Source organism: Actinopolymorpha sp. B17G11, from assembly GCF_040196095.1.
Lineage (GTDB): Bacteria > Actinomycetota > Actinomycetes > Propionibacteriales > Actinopolymorphaceae > Thermasporomyces.
Window position 1 is genome coordinate 1 of record NZ_JBEFTW010000052.1, and the last position, 23,632, is coordinate 23,632.

General features: G+C 69.6%; 16 protein-coding genes and 1 pseudogene. 11 read left to right on the plus strand and 6 right to left on the minus strand.

The window, feature by feature from the left end:
• Positions 1-143 precede the first annotated feature (143 nt).
• From gad to ABN028_RS32360, 3 genes are all read left to right on the plus strand, one after another.
• Positions 144-1,538 (plus strand): glutamate decarboxylase, encoded by a 1,395-nt coding sequence (gad, locus tag ABN028_RS32350; protein WP_349699238.1) that lies wholly within the window; start codon positions 144-146, stop codon positions 1,536-1,538.
• Positions 1,539-1,552: 14 nt separating this feature from the next.
• Positions 1,553-5,983: a cation-translocating P-type ATPase gene (locus ABN028_RS32355; RefSeq protein ID WP_349699239.1), complete on the plus strand. Its 4,431-nt coding sequence runs from the start codon at positions 1,553-1,555 to the stop codon at positions 5,981-5,983.
• Between the two features lie 97 nt (positions 5,984-6,080).
• The gene (locus ABN028_RS32360) at positions 6,081-6,431 is read left to right on the plus strand and encodes a hypothetical protein (RefSeq protein ID WP_349699240.1); all 351 of its coding nucleotides are present in this window, start codon (positions 6,081-6,083) and stop codon (positions 6,429-6,431) included.
• A 67-nt stretch (positions 6,432-6,498) separates the two neighbouring features.
• Here ABN028_RS32360 and ABN028_RS32365 read toward each other — a convergent pair whose 3' ends face one another.
• Entirely contained in the window at positions 6,499-7,422 is a 924-nt protein-coding gene (locus tag ABN028_RS32365) for a DMT family transporter (RefSeq protein WP_349699241.1), read from the minus strand.
• 213 nt (positions 7,423-7,635) lie between these two features.
• Between ABN028_RS32365 and ABN028_RS32370 the strand changes: the two genes are divergently transcribed.
• The gene (locus ABN028_RS32370) at positions 7,636-8,538 is read left to right on the plus strand and encodes a LysR family transcriptional regulator (protein ID WP_349699242.1); all 903 of its coding nucleotides are present in this window, start codon (positions 7,636-7,638) and stop codon (positions 8,536-8,538) included.
• Here ABN028_RS32370 and eno read toward each other — a convergent pair.
• A complete protein-coding gene (gene eno / locus ABN028_RS32375; RefSeq protein ID WP_349328491.1) occupies positions 8,526-9,869 on the minus strand; it encodes a phosphopyruvate hydratase in 1,344 nt (447 codons plus the stop codon). The genes ABN028_RS32370 and eno overlap by 13 nt on opposite strands.
• Positions 9,870-9,985: 116 nt before the next feature.
• On the opposite strand from eno, the gene ABN028_RS32380 reads away from it, so the two are divergent.
• Entirely contained in the window at positions 9,986-10,228 is a 243-nt protein-coding gene (locus ABN028_RS32380; RefSeq protein ID WP_349328492.1) for a hypothetical protein, read from the plus strand.
• Positions 10,225-10,554, plus strand: coding sequence for a hypothetical protein (locus tag ABN028_RS32385; RefSeq protein WP_349328493.1), 330 nt, complete (start codon positions 10,225-10,227; stop codon positions 10,552-10,554). Before ABN028_RS32380 ends, ABN028_RS32385 begins: the two co-directional genes overlap by 4 nt.
• A 19-nt stretch (positions 10,555-10,573) precedes the next feature.
• Here the strand turns inward: ABN028_RS32385 and ABN028_RS32390 are convergent, their stop codons facing one another.
• Genes ABN028_RS32390 through ABN028_RS32400 form a run of 3 tightly spaced genes read right to left on the minus strand, consistent with a single transcriptional unit; the run spans position 10,574 to position 13,813 of the window.
• The gene (locus ABN028_RS32390) at positions 10,574-11,497 is read right to left on the minus strand and encodes a carbohydrate ABC transporter permease (RefSeq protein ID WP_349328494.1); all 924 of its coding nucleotides are present in this window, start codon (positions 11,495-11,497) and stop codon (positions 10,574-10,576) included.
• Entirely contained in the window at positions 11,494-12,489 is a 996-nt protein-coding gene (locus ABN028_RS32395; protein ID WP_349699243.1) for a carbohydrate ABC transporter permease, read from the minus strand. The genes ABN028_RS32390 and ABN028_RS32395 overlap by 4 nt, the downstream gene beginning before the upstream one ends.
• A gap of 4 nt (positions 12,490-12,493) precedes the next feature.
• Positions 12,494-13,813, minus strand: a complete 1,320-nt coding sequence (locus ABN028_RS32400) for an ABC transporter substrate-binding protein (RefSeq protein ID WP_349699244.1) — start codon at positions 13,811-13,813, stop codon at positions 12,494-12,496.
• A 163-nt stretch (positions 13,814-13,976) separates the two neighbouring features.
• Here ABN028_RS32400 and ABN028_RS32405 point away from each other — a divergent pair, with 163 nt between their 5' ends.
• Positions 13,977-17,090, plus strand: coding sequence for a discoidin domain-containing protein (locus ABN028_RS32405; RefSeq protein WP_349699245.1), 3,114 nt, complete (start codon positions 13,977-13,979; stop codon positions 17,088-17,090).
• A 46-nt stretch (positions 17,091-17,136) separates the two neighbouring features.
• Positions 17,137-18,030 carry a pentapeptide repeat-containing protein gene (locus ABN028_RS32410; protein ID WP_349699246.1) on the plus strand — a complete coding sequence of 298 codons (894 nt, stop codon included), beginning with the start codon at positions 17,137-17,139 and terminating at the stop codon, positions 18,028-18,030.
• A gap of 54 nt (positions 18,031-18,084) precedes the next feature.
• On the opposite strand, the gene ABN028_RS32415 is transcribed toward ABN028_RS32410, so the two are convergent.
• Positions 18,085-19,317, minus strand: coding sequence for an MFS transporter (locus ABN028_RS32415; protein ID WP_349699247.1), 1,233 nt, complete (start codon positions 19,315-19,317; stop codon positions 18,085-18,087).
• A gap of 64 nt (positions 19,318-19,381) precedes the next feature.
• On the opposite strand from ABN028_RS32415, the gene ABN028_RS32420 reads away from it, so the two are divergent.
• The 3 genes and pseudogenes from ABN028_RS32420 (at position 19,382) to ABN028_RS32430 (ending at position 23,605) form a co-directional block, all read left to right on the plus strand.
• Positions 19,382-19,762: a MerR family transcriptional regulator gene (locus tag ABN028_RS32420; RefSeq protein WP_349328501.1), complete on the plus strand. Its 381-nt coding sequence runs from the start codon at positions 19,382-19,384 to the stop codon at positions 19,760-19,762.
• Between the two features lie 904 nt (positions 19,763-20,666).
• A pseudogene (locus tag ABN028_RS35575) lies at positions 20,667-21,467 on the plus strand (ATP-binding cassette domain-containing protein); the annotation flags it as partial.
• Positions 21,468-21,793: 326 nt separating this feature from the next.
• On the plus strand, positions 21,794-23,605 hold the full coding sequence (locus ABN028_RS32430) for an ABC transporter ATP-binding protein (protein WP_349699249.1): 1,812 nt from the start codon (positions 21,794-21,796) through the stop codon (positions 23,603-23,605).
• Positions 23,606-23,632: the final 27 nt, after the last annotated feature.

Here is a 23,632-nt window from a genome sequence, read left to right on the forward strand (position 1 = left end):
TCGGCCTCGCCGCCGCCGTACCACAGATCTCCTACGCCGCAGCAATCGGACTCTTCCGTTCCGTCGTAGGCCTCATCCTGCTCGTCCTCGCCAACCAGATCGCACGCCGATTCGCCAGATCCAGCCTGTGGTAAGAGACGGGCGTGGCATTACCGCACGCAAACCGTCATGGGCAACGCGAAAACATCGACGTCAACCCGCTCTTCACCCGTGCGGGTGAGGAGAGCGTCCCACGCGACCGCCTGCCCGAACGGGAGATGCTGCCGGACACGGCGTACCAGGTGATCCACGACGAGCTTCTGCTCGACGGCCATGCCCGACAGAATCTCGCGACGTTCGTGACCACGTGGATGGAGCCGCAGGCGCGGCAACTCTACGCGGAGTCGGCGGACAAGAACATGATCGACAAGGACGAGTACCCCATGACGGCGGCGATCGAGGAGCGCTGCGCCCACATCATCGCCGGCCTGTGGCACTGCCCGGAACCACGCCGGACGATGGGTGTCTCGACGGTCGGCTCGTCTGAGGCGTGCATGCTCGCCGGACTGGCGCTGAAGCGTCGCTGGCAACGGTCCCGCCGGGCCGCGCAGAAGTCGACCGCGACACCCAACATCGTCTTCAGCTCCGCGGTCCAGGTGGTGTGGGAGAAGTTCGCCAACTACTGGGACGTGGAGCCGAGATACGTGCCGGTCACCGAGGAGCGGCCCAGCCTCACCGCGCAAGGCGTCCTTGACGCGGTGGACGAGAACACCATCGGTGTCGTACCTGTGCTCGGCGTCACGTACACCGGCGCCTACGAACCTGTCGCGGACATCGCGTCCGGGCTGGACGAGCTGCACCACCGCACGGGGCTCGACATTCCGATCCACGTCGACGCCGCTTCCGGCGGTTTCGTCGCGCCGTTTCTCCAACCCGACCTGGATTGGGACTTCCGGCTGACCCGCGTCCATTCGATCAGTACGTCGGGACACAAGTTCGGCCTCGTCTATCCCGGCCTCGGCTGGGTCGTGTGGCGGGAGCGGGACCTCGTACCGGACGATCTGGTGTTCCGGGTGTCCTACCTCGGTGGGGACATGGCGACCTTCGCCCTCAACTTCTCCCGGCCAGGGGCACAGGTCCTCCTGCAGTACTACAACCTGCTCCGGCTGGGGCGGACCGGTTACACCCGTGTGCAGGAGTCCTGCCGGGAGGTCGCGGCGTACCTCGCGAAGGAGCTCGCCGGTCTCGGACGGTTCGACGTTGTGGGGGACGGCACCGATCTGCCTGTGGTGGTCTGGCGGCAGGCCGGGCCGGCGCGCCGCTGGGATCTCTACGACGTGTCGAACAAGCTGCGCGAACGTGGCTGGCTGGTCCCCGCGTATCCGTTGCCGGCCGACCTGCAGGACACCATCGTCATGCGGGTCGTCGTCCGCAACGGGGTGTCGATGGACCTCGCGCACCTGCTGGTGGCCGACATCAAGGACGCCGTGGGTTTCCTCGACCAGTTGGAGGCACCGATGCCGCGGGTGGGACGCGACACCTCGACTTTCCACCACTGAGGAAGGGGTCGAGGGTGTCTGCTTCCCAGCCGTCCGTACGCCATGCCCGAAAGTCCCGGCGGATCTGGGTCGGCAATGGTCGCGCGCATGTCGAGATGCGAGGGATCGACCGGCCTGGCAGCGAGCAGGCGGCTCGCGACGTCGAGGCGGCGCTGGTCCGTCGCCCCGGAGTGAGCTGGGTTGCGGTGAACGCCGTGCTCGGCCGGGTGATCGCCGCCTGCACGGGGGATGCGGTCGACCTTGGCGATCTGGTCGCGACGATCGAGGAGGTGGAGGATCGGTACGGGCTGGGTGACGAAGGCTTTCCCGACCGGCCGGTGCATCCCGCCGACCGCGAAGCGGAGCAACGCCACCTTGTGGCCTTCGCCACCGATCTGGCCGGTCTTGGTGTCGGTGTACTCGGGCGGTTGGTACGGGCCCCGCGCCTCCGGGCGGAGATCGCCGTCCTGCCCACACTCGTCGCGTCGACACCCCGGGTCCGGCGGGCCATCGAGTCGGTGCTCGGCCCGTCGGCAGCCGGTCTGACCTTGGCCCTTGCCGGCGCCGTGGCGCAGGGGCTCGCGCAGAGTCCGGCGGGTCTGGTCGTCGACGCGGCGGCCAGGCTGTCGCTGGCGCGGGAGGCCGCGGCGCGCCGCCGAGTCTGGACGGAGCGGGAGCCCGACCTTTCCGCGCGACCGGGTGACCACCGGACCGCTGCGGTGGACTTTCGGGCCCGGGTCGCGATGCCCCCAGGATCGGTGGAACGCCATGAGGACCGCGCCGGACTGGCCGGTCTCGTGGGCGCGTCCATGGCGTGCCTGGCCAGCGGTGGCGTTCGGCGTCCCCTGTCGATCCTTGTGTCGGCGATGCCCAAGGCGACCACCGTCACCAGGGAGGCGTTCGCCGCCCACCTCGGTCGGGTCCTCGCCGACCGGGGCGTGGTGCCGTTCGACGGCAGCGTCCTGCGCCGGCTCGACCGGGTGGACACCGTGGTGGTCGACTCCCGCGTACTGCTCACCGGGAGGTACGCCTGCGGTCCCGTCGTACGGCTGGACGACCAGGCAGACCCGAAAGGCCAGGACCCAAACGGCGAGAACCCGAACGTCTCGGCCAAGGCGGCGAGGTTGCGGGCCCGGGTCGACGCCATGCTCGATCCGAGCGACCCGACCGCCGTACGCCGGCAGGGCGAGTGGATCCTCCGTCCCCTCGCGACCGTGGCTCCCCAGGAGACCGAGGCGGCGGCGGCCGCGGTCCGGCAGGTACGCAGGCGTGGGGCGGTCGTCCTCGGCCTGTTCAGGAAGAGCCGGCTGGTCGCGGTCACTGCCGCCGAACCCGAGGTGTCCCCGTTGGCCGACGCGTTGGTCACGGCCGCCCGGTCGGCGGGCGAGCTGGTGATCGCCGGGCGGGGAAGCGGCCTGGCTCGCCGCTTCGTGGTCGACCGGGTGGTGTCGTCGGGAAGCCGGCTACCTGCCGCCGTCCGCGCACTGCAGGCCGAGGGGCGGGTCGTCGCGCTGGTCGCACCTGGCCCGGGGGCGGCGCTCGTGGCGGCGGACTGCGGGATCGGTGTCCTCGAACCGGACCAGCGGCCGCCTTGGGGAGCGGACCTGCTGTGCGGGCCGGGGTTGAGCGAGGCGTGTTTCGTTCTCGACGCGATCGGTGTCGCGCGGGGCGTCTCCCAACGTGCTGCTCTGCTCGCGACCTACGGTTCGGTGACGGCCGGTCTGCTGGCCCTGATGGGACCCCGGGCGGGAGCGACCGAGCGGGCCACCCTGGCCGTCAATGTCGCGTCCGGGGCCGGATTCGTCATGGGTACGTGGGCGGCCCACACTTTCGCCCGGCGGCCCGCGCCCGTGCCCGCCGATGTCACGGACTGGCATGCCCTGACGGTGGACGCCGTACTCGGGCGGGTGGACAGCTCGCCCGAAGGGCTCTCGCCCGCCGCGGCCGCCGACCTTCTGAGCTCCCGACATGACGTCGGCGATCAGGAGGAGCCGGGTCTGGCGCAGGCGTGCCTGGATGAGCTGGCGAATCCGCTGACGCCGACGCTCGCCGCCGGGGCGGGGATCGCGGCCGCGAGCGGTTCGGTGTCCGACGCCGGACTGATCGGTGCCGTGATGGCGTTGAACGCCCTGGTCGGGGGCGTCCAACGGGTCGGAACGCATCGGGCGATCCGCCGGCTCGAGGAGGCCAGTGCCGCAACGGTCCGCGTCCGCCGGAACGGGAAGGAGCTCGACGTGCCTCCCGACACCGTCGTCGTGGGGGACATCGTTCTGCTCCAGGCCGGTGACGCGGTTCCCGCCGACTGCCGGATCGTCGAGTCGAGCGCCCTGGAGACCGACGAGTCGAGCCTCACCGGGGAGTCCCAGCTCGTCGCCAAGTCGCCGGCGCCGTGCATGGCGGGGCACATCGCCGATCGCACGTGCATGCTGTACGCGGGGACCGTGGTCGCGGCGGGGCAGGCGGCGGCCGTCGTCGTCGCGACCGGCCCGGCGACAGAGGCGGGCAAGAGTGCGGCGGCCGCCAGCGGACAGCGGCCGGAGGGCGGCGTCCAGGCGCGGTTGACCAAGCTGGTACGCGCGACGGTCCCGGTGGCGCTCGGCAGTGCAGCCGGCCTGGTCGGCCTCGGGCTCCTGCGTGGGCGGCCGCTGGAGCAGAGTCTCGGCACCGCGGTCAGCCTGGCCGTCGCCGCCGTACCGGAAGGGCTGCCGGTAGTCGCCACGGTCGCCCAGCTCGCCGCGGCGAGGCGCCTGTCGTCGCGTAACGCGCTGGTCAGGAACCCGCCAACGATCGAGACGCTCGGCCGGGTCGACATGCTGCTGCTCGACAAGACGGGGACCCTCACCGAGGGCCGGATCCGACTGCGTCGGGTCTCTGACGGCGTACGGGACGCTCCGGTCGATGCACTGGACCCGTCCGGACGGGCGATCCTCGCGGCCGGTCTCCGGGCGAGTCCGGAGCGGGTCAACGGCAGGGCGCAGCCGCATCCCACCGACCGCGCGGTCGTCGACGCAGCGGCGCAGGTAGGCGTGCTTGCGCGCCACGGCGGACTCGCTCCCGGAGACGACGCCGGGTGGGAACTCGTCGACGACGTACCGTTCGAGTCCGGCCGGGGCTACCACGCCGCCCTGGGGCGAACCGCCACCGGGATGGCGCTGGTCGTCAAGGGCGCACCGGAACAGGTCCTGCCGTGCTGCGTGTCATGGCGCCGGAGCGGCGCGGTGGATCCGCTCGACGCCGCCGCGCTCGACGCCATCGAGACAGAGGTGGACCGGCTCGCCCGCGAAGGCTACCGCGTGCTCGCGGTAGCCCAACGCGCCGCGTCCAGTCGGCAGGACCTCACCGAAGACCGGGTCGAACGCCTGGAGTTCCTCGGTCTGCTCGCCCTCGCCGACCAGGTACGCCCGACGGCAGCGGACGCCGTGTCCACCCTGCGGAGTGCCGGGGTGAGCGTCGGAATGCTCACCGGCGACCACCCCACGACCGCGGAGTCGATCGCGGCAGAGCTCGGGATCCTCGACGGTCGGCGCGTACTCACCGGCGGCGAGCTCGACCTGATGAGTGACGCCGAACTGCGGACGAACCTGCCGAAGGTGTCGGTCTTCGCCCGGGTGACTCCCGCGCACAAGGTCCGCATCGTGGGGGCGTACCAGGCGTGCGGCAACACCGTCGCCATGGTCGGAGACGGTACGAACGACGCGCCGGCGATCCGGCTCGCCGACGCGGGCATCGCGCTCGGCAAGTACGGCACGAACGCCGCCCGCGAAGCCGCCGACGTCGTGGTGACCGACGACCGGATCGAGACCATCACCGACGCGATCGTCGAGGGGAGGGCGATGTGGGCGTCGGTGCGGGAGTCGGTGGCGCTCCTCGTCGGAGGGAACCTCGGTGAGATCGCCTTCACCCTGGGCGCCGGCCTCCTGGCCCCGGGCGGATCGCCACTGAATGCACGGCAGCTGCTGCTCGTCAACCTGTTCACCGACATCCTGCCGGCCCTGGCTCTCGCGGTCCGCCCGCCCACCCACACCACACCGGAGGCCCTGCTGCGCGAAGGCCCGGATGCCTCGCTTGGTGCCGCGCTCACCCGCGACATCCTGGTCCGCGCCGGGCTCACCGCGGCGTCCGCGACGGGGGCGTGGCTGGTCGCTCGGGCGACCGGAACGCAGGCCCGGGCGAGCACCGTGTCGCTCGTCGCGCTGGTCGGTACGCAGCTCGGGCAGACGGTCGCCACGGGCTGGCGGAGCCCGCTGGTCGTCGGCGCGAGTGCGGCCTCGGGCGCGGCGCTGGCGGCGGTCGTCCAGACCCCGGGAGTCAGCCACTTCTTCGGCTGCCGACCGCTCGGTCCGGTGGGATGGGCGACAGCACTCACATCGGCCGGTCTGGGTACGGCCGCCGCGGTTGCGGTGCCCGCTGTGGGCGCCCTCGCTCGACTGGTCGGGCGGAAGGTCCGCACGGATCCCGTGCCATGACGACCGAGCTCCTGATCGGGTTCAGCGGTCACCCTGCCGGGATGACGTGGTCGCTGCCGCTTCCTGCCTACGCTGGCCACGACAGGGGGTGAGGCGCGTGGCCGCGCGAACGACGGCAGGGAACACCGGGACCGGGCGTACACAACGCCCTCCGGGTCCGACGAAAGACAACCGGGCGCGGGCGCGGCCCGCAACGTCAGGAGGGTGCCGGTCCGCCGCCGAACAGGCCGTGGCCTCGAACGCCGTCCACGTGACTCTGCCCTTCGTCGGCCCGACCTCGCTGCCCGCACCGGAACACCTGGCGTGGTACGCAGGGGTCGCCGCGCTCACCGTCCTCGGCCTGCTGGAGTGGCCGGTCGCCCTGGTCGTCGCCGCCGGGCACCTGCTGGGCGAGGATCACCACAACCGGCTGATCGAAGACTTCGGGACGGCCCTCGAGCAGGCCTGATCCGACCCGGTGGCGGTGACGGGCCGCGCTGGAGCGGCCGGTCGGGCAGCCACTCGAGCGAGCAGTCTCAGTGGCGACGGCTGATGGCCACGCCGAGCAGGCACAGTACCCCGCCCACCATCCCGAGCACGGTCGGCAGCTCGCCGAGCAGCAGCCAGGAGAGCACGATCGCGATCGCGGGCACTGTCAGTGTCGTGGCGGTCATCCGTCCGGCGTCGGTGCGCGCGAGGGCGTAGGCCCAGGTACTGAAGGCGATGGCGGTGGGAAACACGCCCAGGTAGACGACCGCCGCGATCGCGCTGGTGGGCGCCGCCATGCTCTGGGCCACGAACTGTGGTGCGAAAGGCAGCAGCACGACCGCCCCGGTGGCGCAGCCGAGGAAGGTGGCGGTCACCGTGTCGACCCGGCGCAGAGCGACCTTCTGCATGAGGACCCCGGCGGCGTAGAGCAGCGCGGTGACGAGACCGAGCACGATGCCGATGCCATCGTTCACCGACTCGCCCCCGGAACCGCCGAGTGCGATCACCACGACGCCGAGGAAGGCGATCGCGATTCCGATCACCAGGGGTCGGGCGAATCCCTCTCCGAGGAAGAGTCCCGCGAAGACCGCGACCAGGATCGGTGCCACATTGACCAGCAGGGCGGCGGTGCCGGCGTCGAGATGGCGTTCGGCCAGGTTGAGCACTGCGGTGTAACCGGCGAACCAGATGACTCCGTACCCGATGACGAGCGCGAAGGCGCCGCCACGAGGCAGCGGGGATCGACAACGCCACGCGAACGCGCCGAGCACCAGTGCGCCCACCGCGATCCGCCCGAAGGCGAGCGCGCCGGGGGAGTAGGCCGTTCCGATCATCCGGATCCCGACGAAGGCCGAGGCCCACAGCAGAACCGTGACCAGCGCGGCGACCACCGCGCGGTGCCGAGTCGCGGAGGAAGGGGCCGGAGCGCGCGTCGACGTCGTGACCATGCCGCCGTCGGTGTTGCCGGGCACCGTGCCTCCTGCGATGTCGTACGCCTTGTGCGGAGAGTAGGTCGTGCGGACTTCGGACCCGGCCGAAGCGACGGCGGGGGAGCAGCACGTGCGAGAACCACGCTGTCAGGACCGTCGCCAGGAGCTCCTACGCGGTTCATCCTCACCCGCCACACTCGACAGCACAAGCGAACGTTGCTACATGTCTGTTCAGTAACGCTGTACAGTCAGTTCATGCTCGACGCTCATCGACTCCGCATCTTCCGGGCGGTCGTGGCCTCCGGCTCGGTCAATCGGGCCGCGGCGAACCTCGGTTACACACCTTCGGCGATCAGCCAACATCTCGGTGTCCTCCAGCGCGAGACGGGTCTCCGCCTGCTCGAACGCGACGGTCGAGGCATCACTCCCACGGTGACAGGACGGCTGCTGGCCGATGAGGCGGCCGCCGTACTCGAACGGTTGGCCGCCCTCGAGTCGATGGTCGCCGACCTGCGCGAGGGTCGCGTGGGGAGTCTCGCGGTGAACTACTTCGCCTCCGCGGGCGCCGCCTGGATACCTCCGGTGGTCGCGACGCTCACCCGCGAGTTCCCCGAGCTGCGCGTCGACCTGCGGCTCATCGAGCTGGTCGACGACCAGCACGCCACACCTGACCTGGAGATCTTCGTCCGGGACTCTGCCTCAGGCCCACCGCGGGGCTACGACGTGCGCCCCGTGCTCGACGACCCGTACCTGGTGGTGCTGCCCGCGAGTCATCGGCTGGCCGCCCGGGATGCTGTCCCCCTGAGAGAGCTTGCCGACGAAGCCTGGGTGGACAACGACTACGGCAGGGGGCCGTGCCGGCAGGTGGTGCTCGACGCATGTACCTCCGTCGGCTTCAGCCCAGGATTCCAGGTCGAGACGCCTGACTACCCGACGGCCATCTCGTTCGTCGCCGCTGGCATCGGGATCACCGTGGTGCCGCGCCTGGGTATCGGGACGCTGCCGACCGGACTTGTCGCGGTTCCGATCGTCGACCCGAGCCCGATACGTCATATCGCGGTGCGGGTCCGTGAGTCGTTGCGCGACAATCCCGCCGCGCGTCGGTTCGTCGACCTGCTGCTCGACCAGGTCCGCGTCGGATCCGTTCAGTACCCCTGACCACGCAGCACGCCCTGGTGGGCGACTACGGCGGCCTCGCCCAGGTCGCGTTCGAGCTCGAGCAGCCGGTTCCACTTCGCGGTCCGCTCCGAGCGGGTCGTCGAACCGACCTTGATCTGTCCTGATCGCCACCCCACCGCAAGGTCGGCGAGCCAGGTGTCCTCGGTGTCGCCCGAGCGGGCGCTGACCACCGTCGCGAGGCCGGCCTGCTGAGCCCGACGAAGGACGCGTTGCGCCCGGGTCAACGTCCCGGCCTGGTTGGGCTTGACGAGCACGGCATTGGCCGCCTGGCAGGCGATACCCTTCTCGACCCGCTCGAGATGCGTCGCGAACAGGTCGTCGCCCAGGAGTTGGCAGTCCCCGGGCAAGGTACGAGCCGCGAGTGTCCAGCCCTCCCAGTCGTCTTCGTTCAGGACGTCCTCGAGCGACACGATCGGATACCTCTCGCACCAGCCCCCGACCTCGGCGAGCCAGCCGTCCCGGTCGAGGACCCGGTCCTCACACCGCAGGTGGTACGTCCCGTCGGCGGTGCCGAACTGGCTCGCCGCGAGGTCCACGGCGAGTGCGACGTCGTGTCCGGGCGTCAGGCCCGCGGCCTCGATACCGTCCGTGACGAGCGCAAGTGCGGCCTCGTTGGTGGGAAGCGGCGCGGCGAGGCCGCCTTCGTCGGCCACGAGGCCCGTGCCGTCGCCGCGCGAGTCGAGGAGCGCTGCGGTCGCGGCGCGCACCCGCTCCACGAGTTCGAGTCCGTACGCGAAGGTGCCGGCACCCACCGGCACGGCCAGTACGTCCTGGATGTCGATCGCCCGGGCGGCGTGGGCGCCGCCGGAAAGGATGTTGACCATCGGCATCGGCAGCAGGACCGGTTCCGTCGGATCCCCGGCCGTTGGGTCCCCGGCCAGCGGACTCGGTCCGGCGAGGGACTTCCACAGCGGCTGGCCGAGCGCCCGTGCACCGGCGATCGCGGTCGCCAGCGACACCGCCAGGACAGCGTTGGCGCCGGCACGGCGAAGGTCAGGCGTTCCGTCGACCTCTTCCAGTCGACGGTCGACGTCGACCTGGCAGGTCGCGTCGAGTCCGATGACCGCCGGCCGGAGTTCGGCGCGGACGGCCTCGACCGCGCCGCGCACACCCCACCCGCCGTACCGCATTCCACCGTCCCGGCGCTCGACGGCTTCGTGGCTGCCGGTCGACGCGCCGGACGGGACGATGGCCCGGCCGACGGCACCACCGGCGAGGTGGACCCGGCAGGCGACCGTCGGCCTTCCCCTGGAGTCCAGGGCCTCCCAGGCCACGACGTCGGCAATCTCGGTGGAACGGCTTCCGGTCACAGCGTGTCCTCTCGTCGCGGCTCAGGGTGCCGTGATCGGGGTCGGGACGGAAGTCTCTGTCCACGTCCCGGCTGGCCCTCTTCCGCTTCGGTCGTACCATCGGTCAGACTGCAGGTATGACCGTGAAGTTGGGCATCTCCCTGCCAGACGACACCCACGCCCGTGCGGCCGCACACGCCAAGCGTGCCGGAACCTCCCTGTCGAGGTGGATCGACGAGGCGCTGCGAGTCGAGCTCGCCCGCCGCGATGCCGCCGAGCACGTGGCGATGCTCGAGAGCAGCGATGATCCGCAAACCTTGCGGCGCCGCGCCACCGCCCGGCGCGACGCCCTGACCACCTGGAAGCAGTCCAGTCGTTGACCGGCCCGGAATCCGAGCATCCCCGCCAGGGCAGCGTCTACATCTCCGACAAGTCGCCGCTCACCGGAGAGCGGGAGCTCTACGCCGTGGTGTCCGCGGACACCTACAACGCCGCGGCGGGGCCGACCGTGCTCGTCGCCGAGATCGAGACCGGAACGCGCTACCGCGCCACGGCCTATGCGATCGAGACCGACTACGGCGTCGTCCTCGCCGATCGGGTCGTGTGGCTTCCGCTGGAGATGCTCGGGGAGTACTTCGGGTCCCTCACCCCGGCGCAGTGTGGCCACATGGTGGGCGGCCTCGTCTCCATCGTCCGAGGCAGGTGACGAGGCCCCGCCGTGAGTCTCAACGAATTCCCGCGCTGCCCGCGCCGAGGTTGACCTGGTAGATGTACTTCTGGCTGAAGAAGTAGACCGCCACCATCGGCACGGTGAGGAAGAGCGCACCCACCATGACGAGGTTGTACGGCGGAGTCTGGGCATTCGTGGAGGTCCCGGAGAGGAACTGCACGCCGAGCGCGAGCGGATACTTCGTCTCGGTGTTGAGATAGATGAGCGGCCCGAAGAACCAGCCCCAGGAGAACGAGAAGCTGAACACGCCGACGGCGACCACCACCGGTTTCATCAGCGGTAGCACGATCCTGGCAAAGATGCCGAAGTAGCCGAGCCCGTCGACCTGGGCCGCCTCGTCGAGCTCACGCGGGATCCGGGTGACGAACTGCCGCATCAGGAAGATGTTGTACGCACCGCCGAAGAGGTTCGGCACGATCAACGGCCACAGCGTGTCGATCCAGTCGAGCTCCCGGAAGAGTACGAACTGCGGGATGATCGTCACCTCGACCGGCACCATCATCGTCGACAGGAGAACGACGAAAAGCGCCGAGCGCCCGGGCGCCCGCAACCGGGCGAAGGCGTACGCCACCATCGCGCTCACGAACATCTGTCCGAGGCAGGCGAAGGTCACGATGATGAGACTGTTGAGGATCCAGCGCGCCATGTGCGCATCCGAGCTCAGCACCCGGACGAAGTTGTCGAACTGGAACTCGCGCGGAATCAGCGTGAACGACACCTTCTGGACGGTCGCGTCGCTGGACAGCGCGATCGAGACCATGAAGACGAACGGCGCGGCGAGGACCGCCGACACCACGGTGAGGACACCGTAGGACACGGTGGCGTCGCGTCCGCGGCGCGTCCCCACCGCCTGGCTCCGGCGCAGCCCACCGTCGGGCGCGTCCTGGCGCGTCACCGCATCGTCGACCGGCGTGCTCATCGGGCAACCTCCGACTCGTAGAACACCCAGCGCGACGACGACCGGAAGACGACCGCGGTGCAGATCATGATGACGGCGAACAGCAGCCAGGACAGCGCGGAGGCGTAGCCCATCCGGTAGTTCTGGAAGCCCTCCTCGAAGACGTACGGCACGAGCATCTGGCTCGCGTTGTTCGGCCCGCCACCGGTGAGGATGTAGACCTGGCTGAACACCTGGAACGCGCCGATCAGACCCATCACGACGTTGAAGAGGATGACTGGCGACAGCATCGGCAGGACGATCCGGAAGAACCGCTGGCGCGGGCTGGCGCCGTCGATGGTGGCGGCCTCGATCAGCTCGGGCGGGATGCCCTGCATGCCGGCGAGCAGGAGCACGACGCCGGTGCCGACGCTCCAGATCGACATGAGGATGAGAGCCGGGATGACCCACGTCTCGCTGAGCAGCCAGGCCGGGCCCTCGATGCCGAGCAGTCCGAGCCCGCGGTTGATGAGCCCGGCGTCGGGCGCGAGGACCCAGGTGAACAGCATCGCGCTCGCCACCAGAGGCACCAGCGCCGGCAGGTAGACGACTGTGCGGTAGAACCGCATGCCCGGAAGCGGCTTGTGCAGCAGGGCCGCGAGCGCGACCGACAGCACGGTCGACACGGGCACGGACAGGAACGTGTAGAAGGCGGTGTTGCGCAGCACCTTCCAGAACAGCGGATCCTCGCCGAACATGCGGACGTAGTTGTCAAGGCCCACCCACTCAGGAGGCGTGAGCAGGTCGTAGTCGGTCATGCTGAGGTAGAGCGACGCGACCATCGGGCCGGCGAGGAACACGACGAATCCGACGATCCACGGCGAGGCCATGAGGTAGAACCACAGGGCCTCGCGCCGCCCCTGCGTCCACCAGGGCCGGTCGCCCGGTCGCCGGGGGCGCCGGCCGCGGACCGCCGCACGGCGTGCCGGGAGGGCACGCGGTGCGGCGGTCGGCTGCTCGCACTGGGCGTTCACCGTCCTATTCGCCCTGGCTCATTACCTGGTCGAGCCGCTCCTGGATGGTGTCGAGCGCCTCCTGTGGCGTGACCTTGTTGTTCATCATCAGGTCGATGTTGTCGGTGCACACCTTGAGCATCTCGTTCCACTGCGGGGTGAGGGGCGGTACGAAGACCGCGTCGGAGGACTCGGCGAACGCGCCCATGTTGACCTCGCGGGTCGCCCACTTCGGGGAGAGGAACGCGTCGCTCTGCTGCACCTGGACGTTGGCCGGTGCGTCCTCGGCGTTGTCGATGATCGGTCGCTGGCCCTCTTCGCTGGCCATGAACTCGATCACCTTCCATGCCTCGTCGGGGTGCTCGGACGTGCGGGAGATGGCGAGCCCGTTGAAGAAGGCACTCGTCGCCGGTTGCTTGCCCTGCCAGAGCGGGGAGATGTCCCAGTCGAGACCCTCGACGCTGTTGGCGGCGGCGATGTTCCAGAACCCGGTGATCTCCATGGCAAGCTTGCCCTGGGCGAAGAGCTGGTCAGGTCCGACACCCTCGCCGTAGTTGGCGAAGTCGCGCGGGGTGGGGGAGACCTTGTGCTTCCAGGCGAGGTCGTTGTACCACTGCATCGCCTCGACGTTCTCCGGACTGTTGATGACCGGCTTGCCGGCCGCGTCGAGGACCTGGCCGCCGTTCTGGTACATGAAGCTCATCCAGTACGGCCACCACGAGATCGTGGCGAAGCCCCACTGCTTGACCTCGCCGCCTTCGCGGATCGTGAGCTTCTGCGACGCGGCGAGCAGGTCGTCCCAGGTCCAGTCGGCGGTGGGGTAGTCGACGCCGGCGTCGTCGAACATCTTCTTGTTGTAGTAGAGCACCATCGCGCCGGACCGGTCGGGCACGGCGTACTGCTGCCCGTCGTAGGAGAAGATCTTCGCGGTCGTCTCCCCGAACGTCGTCGTGAGATCGAGCTTGCTCGACTCGAGGTGCTCGTCGAGGGGGAGGATCTGGTTCTTGCTCGCGAAGGCAGGCACGTGTTCGGCGAGTTCGAGGATGTCAGGGCCCTTGCCGCCCGCGATGGCGGTGGAGACCTTCTGGGAGTACTCCTCACCACCAGGCGACATCTGCAGGTTCACCTTGATGTTGGGGTACTTCTTGTGCGCCATGGCGAGGCGCTCTTCGTAGACCTTCTTGTCGACGTCACCGCCCCAGGCGGTCATGGTGAGGGTCACCGGACCGTCGGAGGACTCGGCCGGGTCGGACGACCCGCACGCGGTGGCGATCGAGAGGGTGGCGAGTAGGCCGGCGCACATCAGCGCGAGCGCGCGGCGGTGGGGGGTGGTGGCGGATGCCATCCGGTCCTCCTGATCAGCGGGATGGACGACCAGCTGGAGCGTCTGCCGGCGGAGATTAAATCATATTTCACGATTATGCAAGCCCCTGGTGATCTTCGATAAATCGTACTAATCGACTAGACTCCACGAACCTGCCTGCCGTCGGTGTGCCCGGAGGTGCCCTGTGTCGCGTCGGGTGCGTGCTGTCCTCGTGTCCCTGCTGGCCGGCCTTGCCGGGATCGCCACCCTGGCCTGCCCGGCCACCGGTGCACCCACGCCGGAAGCGGTTCCGTCGGCGTCCGCGCTCCCGGCCGGTTCCGAGGACGCGCTGGCGAGGTCCTACTACCGACTGTTGCTCGAGAACACCCGCTTCCAGGAGAGCACCTGGGATCCCGCACTGGGTTCGTACGGCATCGAGAACTGGGACGTCATCGGCACCCTCGGCAACGCGATCCTGCTGAAGTTCGGCACCTACGACGAGAACGTCGCGGGTGTCGACGAGGCCACCTTGCACGAACACACCGTGGCCAGCATCGCCAAAGCCGTTGCCCGCAACAGGTTCGTCGACCCGGCGGAGGGCACCTGGGGCGCGAAGATCTACTGGGACGCCACGATGGAGTCCTACCTCGTCGACGCCGCGCATCTGATGTGGGACGACCTCGACGACACGACTCGGGCGAACGTCGACACGATGACGCGCGGCGAAGCGAACTACCTCGCCGACGTCGGCGCGAATCCCACTGACCCCAGCCGTGAAGGCGGGACGACGAACGGTCTCACCGGCGGCTACGTCAAGGACACCAAGATGGAGGAGATGGGTGCCCGCACGATGATGCTGTCGGCGGCGGACGCCTACCTGCCGGACGATCCCGCCGCGTCGAGATGGCGGGAGTGGCTCGACCGCTGGACGCTGAACATGCCGGGCCTGCCGGTCGCCGACCAGGCGAACCCGGCGCTCGTCGGTGGCCGGCCGATCTCGGAGTGGAACACCGCGCAGAACGTGTTCGACACCTACGTCTCGGAGAACCACGACACGTGGAACGGGATCTACCAGGCGGCCAGCGGTATTCCCGGCCGGAACGTCCCGCGCTATCTGCTGACCGGGCGCCCGATCCCGCAGAGTCAGCTGACGCTGCCGAACAACGACGAAGTGACCGGCGTACTCAACCGGCTCGGGACAGACGCCGGGGTCCCGGTCGAGCACATGATCGGCGACCGCCAGCACATCTACGGGAGAAACCTGCTGCCCTTGACGTACCGCGCGATGGTGACGGGTGACCCGATGGCCGCCCGGACCGAGCGGATGCTCGCCGAGAAGCTGAAGCCCTATGTGGCGTGGGAGCCCGCGGGTCGGCTCGTCAAGTCCAGGGAGGGTACGAAGTACGAGACGGAGGCACGCGCGGAGGTCGCCTACGCCTATCTGCTGCACTACTGGCGGGACCAGTTGGCCGGTGACGTGGAGCCGGTGAGCGAGCGGGAGTACTTCGCGCGGGCGTCGGGTGTCACCGACTTCGGCCCCGTCCCGGGCCATGTCGCGCACCAGACCGGGCGATCGCTCGCGATCGGGGTGACCAAGCCCGCCTACACGAAGTTCGCGTTCCTGCCGAACCACGACGACTGGTTCGTCAACCCGGCCAGCAAGTCGCCGGCGTTCCTGCCGTCGGTGGCCGCGGCGGACTCCTTCACCTCCCAGAGCTACACGGCCGTCCGCGACGGTGTGGACGCGAGCGCCACGGTGGTCCGGCGCGGGGCGTCCTACGCCGGCTACACGACCCTTCCGGACGGCTCGGTTGTCTACGCCACCACCGGAACCGGCGATGACGAGGGATACCTCCGGCTGTTCAACCTCGACATGCCGGGCATGGCAGGGCTCGACGGCGACCGGACGTTCACGACGGCGACGCAGAAGGTGACGCTCGAACCGGACGGGTACGGCCGGGGCGGCACAGAGACGTTGGACTTCCCCGCGACGAAGGCGCGACACCTGCGCATGGTCGGCGTACAGGCACAGTCGCAGTGGGGCTACTCGATGTACGAGTTCGAGGCGTACGGGCCCGGTAGCGATGTCAACCTCGCCTTGACAAAGCCGGCGACGGCCTCGTCGTTCTTCGGTGAGTCCAGCGCCCCGGTGATGGCCGTGGATGGCGACCGGGCGACCCGATGGGCGAACTCCGCGGCGGAACGTCCGACGATGAAGGCGTGGTGGGCGGTCGACCTGGGCTCCGAGGTCGACGTCGACCGGGTGAAGATCCACTGGCAGCAGGACGCCTGGCCGTTCAACTACCGGATCGAGGCGTCGTCTGATGGCGAGACCTGGACGACGGTCGCGAGCGTCCCGCGGTGGAAGAAGCTCAGCGGTGACTGGCTCAACGTCGACGGTCGTGCCGGGTTCGTGATCAAGGGTTCGGAGAACCCCATCGGCGTCGCGGCCGAGTCGATCGCGCTGTCGCAGGGCCCGGCGAGCGGTGCGGCCGCCATGGTGGTGCGTGGTTATCCGGCGCAGAAGCCCGTGGAGACCGCACAACTGGCGCGCCTTCCGCAGCCGGCTGGCGGTCCGGCGGGGCTGCGTGCCGCCCTGAGCGGGAAGTACCTGTCGCTGTTCAACCTGGGCGACACCGCGCTTGACAAGGCGGAGTTGACTGTGCCGCAGGCTGGGTCAGGACGCCTCGTCTACCGGGGAAGCCAACAGATCACGGATGGCGGCGTTACCTACGCCGTCTCGCTCGGCGCCGGAACCGCAGCCGTCGAGGCGCCTCGTTTCCAGGCGACCAGCGAGCGGTCCCTCACGGGCCTGACGATCGAGGTGGCCGACTCACAGACCGTCCGGGTCCGTGGTGGTGCCACTGAAACGGCCGTACGCCTGGAGTCGGTCGCCACAGGCGAGGCCCACACGGTCGCGGTCGCTCCGGGACAGACGGTCCCGGTGTCCTTCGCGAAGGGCGTGCCGACACCGACGACGGACCTGGCCCGTGACCGGATCACCTACCCGGCCTCGCCGTTGCCGGTGGGGATGAGCGACCCCGACCGGGCGGTGGACGCCGATCCGAAGACGGCATGGGTCCCGGGCGGATCCGATCGCCGGATGGTGGTGAACCTCGCGGCGGAGCGGCGCGTCGCCGCGGTCACTCCGCGCTGGACGTCGGGCCGGGTTCCGGCCTACGCCGTGGAGGTTTCGGTTGACGGAGTGAACTGGCAGCCCTTCACCGAGGGAGCGCAGGCCAGGTACGCGTCGGTGAGGGTCGGCGCGTGGCGATCCGGCGACGCCGGCCTCGCGGAGCTGGTGGTCGCGCCCGGGTAGGCTCGCTCGGGTACCAACGTCTCCGATCCGTCAGGGCCCGTACGAATTGCCCGAAGAACTCCGTTCCGCGACACCCGACGAACGCCGTCGCCGGCTGCGCGCGGACTGCGCACGCTGTGTGGGGCTCTGCTGCGTCGTGCCGGCCTTCGCAGCTTCGTCGGACTTCGCGATCGACAAGGACGCTGGGAAACCGTGTCCGAACCTTCGCACCGACTTCCGGTGCGGCATCCACGAGCAGCTGCGGGACAAGGGCTTCCCAGGGTGCACGGTCTATGATTGCTTCGGCGCCGGGCAGCACGTCACCCAGGTCAGCTTCGGCGGCGGGGACTGGCGCCGGACACCGGCGATCGCCGGCCGGATGTTCGAGGTGTTCCCGATCATGCGGCAGCTCCACGAGCTGCTGTGGTACCTGTCCGAAGCGCTCACGCTGGACGCCGCTCGGGGATTGCATGGCGAGCTGGGTGCCGCCCTCGACGAGACCGAACGCCTGACCCGCGGCGAACCCGACGACCTTGTCGCGTTGAACGTCGCCGAACACAGGCGGGGCATCGCCAACCTGCTCCGGCGGACGAGCGCACTGGTGCGCGCCGAGGTGGGCCGATCGACACCCGACCATGCGGGTGCTGACCTCATCGGCAAGGGGTTTCGTGGTGCCGACCTGCGCGGTGCCGACCTGCGCGGGGCGTTCCTGATCGCCGCCGACCTGCGTGGTGCCGACCTGCGCGGCGCCGACCTCCTCGGGACAGACCTGCGGGGCGCGAACCTTGCCGGTGCCGACCTCGTCGGCGCCATCTTCCTCACCCAGCCCCAGCTCGAGGCTGCCAGGGGCGATGTGGCCACCAGACCGCCGGCGCAGCTGACCCGGCCACGGCACTGGGCCGGGTCGGGCGATGCGTGCTCACGGGGTGGCCGATCCGGACCGACCAACTCCATGACATAGTGCACGACCCACGAAGCTGGCCGCGCCTCCCGGCGGTCGCTGAGAGGTGACGGATCACGGACGTCCCGGAGCATCGGCGCGCCTCGGCGCGACAGCGGCGAAGCCGTGGGTGCGTGCGGCGACCACGACGACGAGCACCGGCGCGAGGAGGACGAGCACAGTCCAGGGAAAGCTGCCGGGGCCGAGGTGGTCGAGCAGGATCCCGCCGGCAACGCCGCCGGCTGCCATGGCCGCGTTCCACAAGGTGACGAGCATGGCCTGGGCGTCGTCGGCCGCGTCGCCGCCGGCATCAGCCGCGGCGGTCTGCAGGAGAGTGGGTACGCCTCCCCACCCGAGTCCCCACAGTGTCACCGCGACGTAGACGAGGGCGGGAGCGTCGGCGAGCACGGCCAGAATGGCGGCCGCCACGGCGACCAGGATGGTGCTGGCGATGCTGAGGGTTCGCAGCCGCCGATCGATGTGCGCGCCGACGATCCAGATGCTCAGCATGGAGGTGACGCCGAATGCCAACAGCACCACGTCGATCGCGTCCCCCATGCCGATCTGGCCGAGGAACGTCGCGATGTAGGTGTAGAGGATGGTGTGGGCCAGGACGAACACCCCGGTGACGAACAGAACCGGTGCCACGCCTCTGGTACTGAGCACGCGGAGGACCGGCCTTCGGCCACCCGACCGCTGGCCGGGGTAGTCCGGGACCGCGGCCACGATCCATCCGACGAGCGCGATGGCGAGCACGCTCATCAGCGAGAACGTCACCCGCCAGCCGAACGCGCCGCCGAGGAAGGTCCCTGCCGGCACTCCCAGCGACAGTGCGGTGGGGATTCCGGCCATGACGACCGCGATCGCCTTGCCCTGCAGTGGGACAGGTGCCAGGCGCCGGGCGTACCCGACCAGAAGCGCCCACACCAGTCCCGCGGCCACCCCGGCGACGAACCGGGACGCCATGGTCAGCGGGAAGTGGGCCGAGGCCGCTGTGACGGTGTTGGCAACGGCGAACCCCGCGACGCCGGTCAGCAACAGGCGTTTTCGCCGCCACCCTGCTGTCGCCGCGGACAGCGGGATCGCCGTGGTGGCAGTTCCGATGGCGTAGATCGTCACCAACTGCCCGGTCGTGGCCTCGCTGACGGCGAGGTCGGTGCTCATTCCGGGCAGGACGCCGGCAGGGAGGGCCTCGGTGAGGACCGTGAGGAAAGCGGCCGTGGACAGCGCCATCAGCGCTCGCAGCGGCAGTCGCTGGTTGTCGGTTAGGGCGTCGGAGCCGGCTGATCGGGTCGTGTGGTTTCGCACGCTTGGTATCGTCAAACGGTCACATCGATGTGAAGGTCAAGCGACATGGTGTGAGGTCGATCACGTGCGAATCGGAGAGCTGTCGGACCGCACCGGCACATCCCGCCGACTGCTGCGCTACTACGAGGAGCAGCGCCTGATCGTCGCGCGTCGATCCCCTAACGGTTACCGGGACTACGACGAGTACAACGTGGACCGGGTCCTGCAGATCAGGGGCCTGCTCGATGCCGGGCTGCCGACCCGCATCATCAAGCAGATCCTCCCCTGCCTCGACAAGCCGCGGGTCATCTACTTCTCTGACGCGACACCGGAGATGATCGCCACTCTGGAACACGAACGCGACCGCATGACCCAGCGCATCACGTGTCTGACCCGCAACCGGGACGCCATCGCGGACTACATCGACGCGGTACGCAACGAGGTCCGCCCGGACGTGACGGGATGAGTGACGGCCCGCCGGGTGTCGAGGCCGTGCAGCGTAATGACAGCTCGCGGTACCTGCCCCTATGCTCTCGACCTCCGGGTCCCATCCGGACATCAGCGGGGTCGACAACGAGGGGGACCAGCGGGTGCGTCGTTCGGTCGTGGCGGCCACCGTCGCGATGTTGCCTCGTGTCAGCCTTCCGCTGACCATTGCCGTCGCGGTCGCCACGGTCGTCGAACCCCTTCTGGGGTTCGGCTTCATGCTGGCAGTCGGCCACCTCGTCGCCCAGATCCCCACCCTGGTAGGGGGTCAGGACAGCGACTGGGCATCCGCCCTGGCGTTGGTCGCCGGGATCTACGTCGTCCAACAGGCGCTCGCGTCGGTGGCTGCCCTCGCCGACTGGCGTCTTGGCCAACTGCTCAACCATCACCTGGACGACCGCGTCATCGTCCTGCTCCAGGCACCGTCAGGGATCGCGCACCTGGAGGACTCCCGCATCCGTGACCTGGCAGCGGAGGTCGCCGACGGTCTGGGGGCGGGCTGGTGGCGGCCGGCGAAGACACCCGCCGCACTCCGCAACCTCGCCTCCGGCGGGCTGGGCCTTGTCCTTGCGTTCGGTGTGGTGATCTGGCTGCAGTGGTGGCTCGGCCTGCTGCTGGCGGCCGCCGCCTGCTGGGCGCAGTACTCCGTCACCCGGGACAGCCTGGACATGATTCTCGGGTTCTCGCAGTCGAGCGGCGAGACGGAGTTCCGTCGTCTGGAGTACGAACGGGACGTCGCGGTGTCGCCGCCCAGCGCGAAGGAGGTGCGGCTGTTCGGCTTCGCATCCTGGGCTCTCGACCGCTGGGAGACGCGGCTACGACGCGTACTCGCCCTCGACCTGAGGAACATCGCCCGGGTCACGCCGTCCGTCGTCCTCTCCGTCATGGCGCTGTGCGTGGTGACGGCGGGAGGCTTCGCCTGGGCGGCGGTGGAGCTGGGTCGTGGCGAGCTCGGTCTGGCGGCCGCGACGGTCGTGGCGCAGGCGGTCCTGGCGCCCCTGGCACAGTTCGGTCCGGGCGGCCAGGCCGTCATCAACCTCACGCTGTGCGCTAAACCGGTCCGGTCGTTGCTCGTCCTGGAGGGAAAGCTCCGCGAGCAGACCGCTCCGGTGCCCGGAACGGGCGAGTCCCCACCGTCCGGCTCGGAACCCACAGGCTCGGAAGCACTGCCGCGCGGAGACATCCGGTTGGAGAACGTGAGCTTCCGCTATCCGGGCAGCGACGTCGATGTGCTGCACGACCTCAGTCTCACCATTCCGGCCGGGACCTCGCTCGCCGTCGTCGGCCTCAACGGCGCCGGGAAGACCACCCTGGTCAAGCTGCTGTGCAGGTTCTACGAACCGACGAAGGGCAGGATCACGGTCGACGGCAAGGACCTGAGCGGCCTGCAACCGGACCGCTGGCAGCGCAGGGTCGCCGCGATCTTCTCCGACTTCGCCCGTTACCCGGCCAGCGCCCGGGACAATGTCGGGTTCGGTGACCTGAGCGCCTCCACCGATCGGATCGAAGACGCCGCCGAGCGCGCGGGTGCCGCCGATCTGCTCAGCACGTTGCCGGCGGGATGGGACACCGTGCTGAGCCGCGAGTTCACCGACGGGACCGACCTGTCCGGCGGTCAGTGGCAGCGGGTGGCTCTCAGTCGTGCCCTGCTCGCCGCGGACGCTGGCGCGACGTTGCTCGTCCTGGACGAGCCGGCGGCCAACCTCGACGTCCGTGCCGAAGCCGACCTCAACGAGCGCATCCTGCGGGGGTTCCAGCGCGTGGGTCCCCTGGATGACCAGGGTCGGCTCGAGCTCCAGGAGATCGCCCCGAAAGAACAGCGACCTGATGACGACCCGCACGAGGTGACCACGGTGGTGATCTCGCACCGCTTCTCGACCGTCCGCCAGGCCGACCGGATCTGTGTCCTGGATGCCGGCCGGCTGATCGAGGACGGTACGCATGACGAGCTGGTTGCCGCCGGCGGAAGGTACGCCGAGCTGTTCCACCTCCAAGCGGAGAGGTTCGCCGGATGACCGGCTCGCGGGACAGGCGTCCGTTCACGCTGCGCGCGCTGTGGCTGATGGTGTCGTTGTCGTTCCGAGCGGATCCGGTGGGTGCGTTCCTGCTGTGTCTGGCGATGCCCACCTACTACCTCTCGCCGGCCGCGGGCGCGGTCGCGACGAAGCTGCTCGTGGACGCCGCGCTGCGCGGGCAGACGGCCATGGTGGTGTGGGCTGCCGTGTTCGCCGGCTTCGCCGTGCTGGCCGCCGCGGGTTCCCTGAAGCTCGAGGTGTACCTCAGCTACACCATCGACAAGAAGGTCAACGCCCTGGTCCAGCGCCGGCTCGCGGAGATGCTGGTCCGGTTGCCAGGCGTCGAACACTACGAACGCCCGGACCACCTCGATGAGGTGCAGCAGCTTCGCGACAACGCGGGCGAGCTCGGCTCCGGCTTGCTCGCCGCGCTGAACATGTTCGCCCAGGTCTGCCAGGTCGTCGTCGTGTGCGCGCTGCTTGCCGCCCAGACGCCCCTGCTGTTGCTGCTGCCGCTGTTCGCGGTGCCGTCGTTCGTCGCTGCCGGGATGTCCAACAAGCTCACGATGAACGCCTCGGAGGAGTCAGCCGAGCCCGAACGCATGGCCCACCGGATCGTCGGCATGGCCGCGCAGTTGCCGGTCGCCCGCGAGACCCGGCTGTTCGGACTCGCCGAGGAGTGGCGTGACCGGCACCGCCGGCTCGTCGCGTCGGCCGACCGGATCCAGGGATCGGCGTACCTCCGCTCGGCCCTGCTGGGGGCTGCCGGCAACCTCCTCTTCGCGGTCGGGTACTTCGGGGCGGTCCTGCTGGTGATCGGCCGGGCGACCAGCGGCGAGCTGAGTGCAGGAGACGTGGCGCTCACGGTGGTCCTGGCCGGGCAGGCGCACGGCTTCATCTCCGGGCTGGTGGACGGGACGAAGTTCCTCGCCGGCATCTTCATCGTCGCCTCGCGGATGGACTGGCTCACGGCGTACGAACGAAACGAACTCCGCGCCCGCGCGAGCGACGACCCCCACCCCGCTCCGGCCCGGATCGCCAAGGCCATTCGGCTCGAAGACCTGTCGTTCCGCTATCCGGGCACCGAGAGGCCGGTCCTCCACGACGTGTCGCTGGAGCTGCCTTCCGGCGCCGTCGTGGCATTGGTCGGCGAGAACGGCGCCGGCAAGAGCTCACTGGTGAAGCTGCTGTTGGGCTACTACGCGCCCACGTCGGGCCGGATTCTCGTCGACGAGACCGACCTGGCCACCATCGACGTGGGGGAGTGGCGGAGTCAGGCGTCGGGCGCGTTCCAGGACTACTGCCGCTTCGAGTTCCTGGCCCGCGAGTCGATCGGCATGGGCAAGGTCGAGGACATCGACAACGAGGCGCAGGTCCTCTCCGCCGCCCAGCGCGCGGGGGCGGACCAGATCGTCACCGGCCTGCCGAAGGGCCTGGAGACCCAGCTCGGCGCGGACTGGGAGGGCGGCACCGACCTGTCCGGGGGGCAGTGGCAGCGGATCGCGCTGGCCCGGTCGATGATGCGTGCGCATCCGCTGCTGCTGGTGCTCGACGAGCCGACGGCCGCTCTGGACGCCCAGGCAGAGCACGAACTTTTCCAGTCGTTCGCCGAGGCGGCGGCCGACACCGGCGACGCGGGCGGGATCACGGTACTGGTCACCCACCGGTTCTCGACCGTGACCATGGCCGACGTCATCATCGTGCTCGCCGACGGGCGCGTCGAAGAAATCGGCGACCACGGCGAGCTGATCAGCCGCAAGGGGTTGTACGCAGAGCTCTTCGACCTGCAAGCTTCCGCCTATCGATGATGATCTTCGCCCAAGCGGGGGGACCGA

What these genes read in the sequence shown, in the direction of transcription:
- ABN028_RS32370 (WP_349699242.1), top strand. Translation starts at nt 7,636, where the DNA reads ATGCTCGACGCTCATCGACTCCGCATCTTCCGGGCGGTCGTGGCCTCC.
- ABN028_RS32380 (WP_349328492.1), top strand. Translation starts at nt 9,986, where the DNA reads ATGACCGTGAAGTTGGGCATCTCCCTGCCAGACGACACCCACGCCCGT.
- ABN028_RS32390 (WP_349328494.1), bottom strand. Translation starts at nt 11,497, where the DNA reads ATGAGCACGCCGGTCGACGATGCGGTGACGCGCCAGGACGCGCCCGAC.
- ABN028_RS32400 (WP_349699244.1), bottom strand. Translation starts at nt 13,813, where the DNA reads ATGGCATCCGCCACCACCCCCCACCGCCGCGCGCTCGCGCTGATGTGC.
- ABN028_RS32430 (WP_349699249.1), top strand. Translation starts at nt 21,794, where the DNA reads ATGACCGGCTCGCGGGACAGGCGTCCGTTCACGCTGCGCGCGCTGTGG.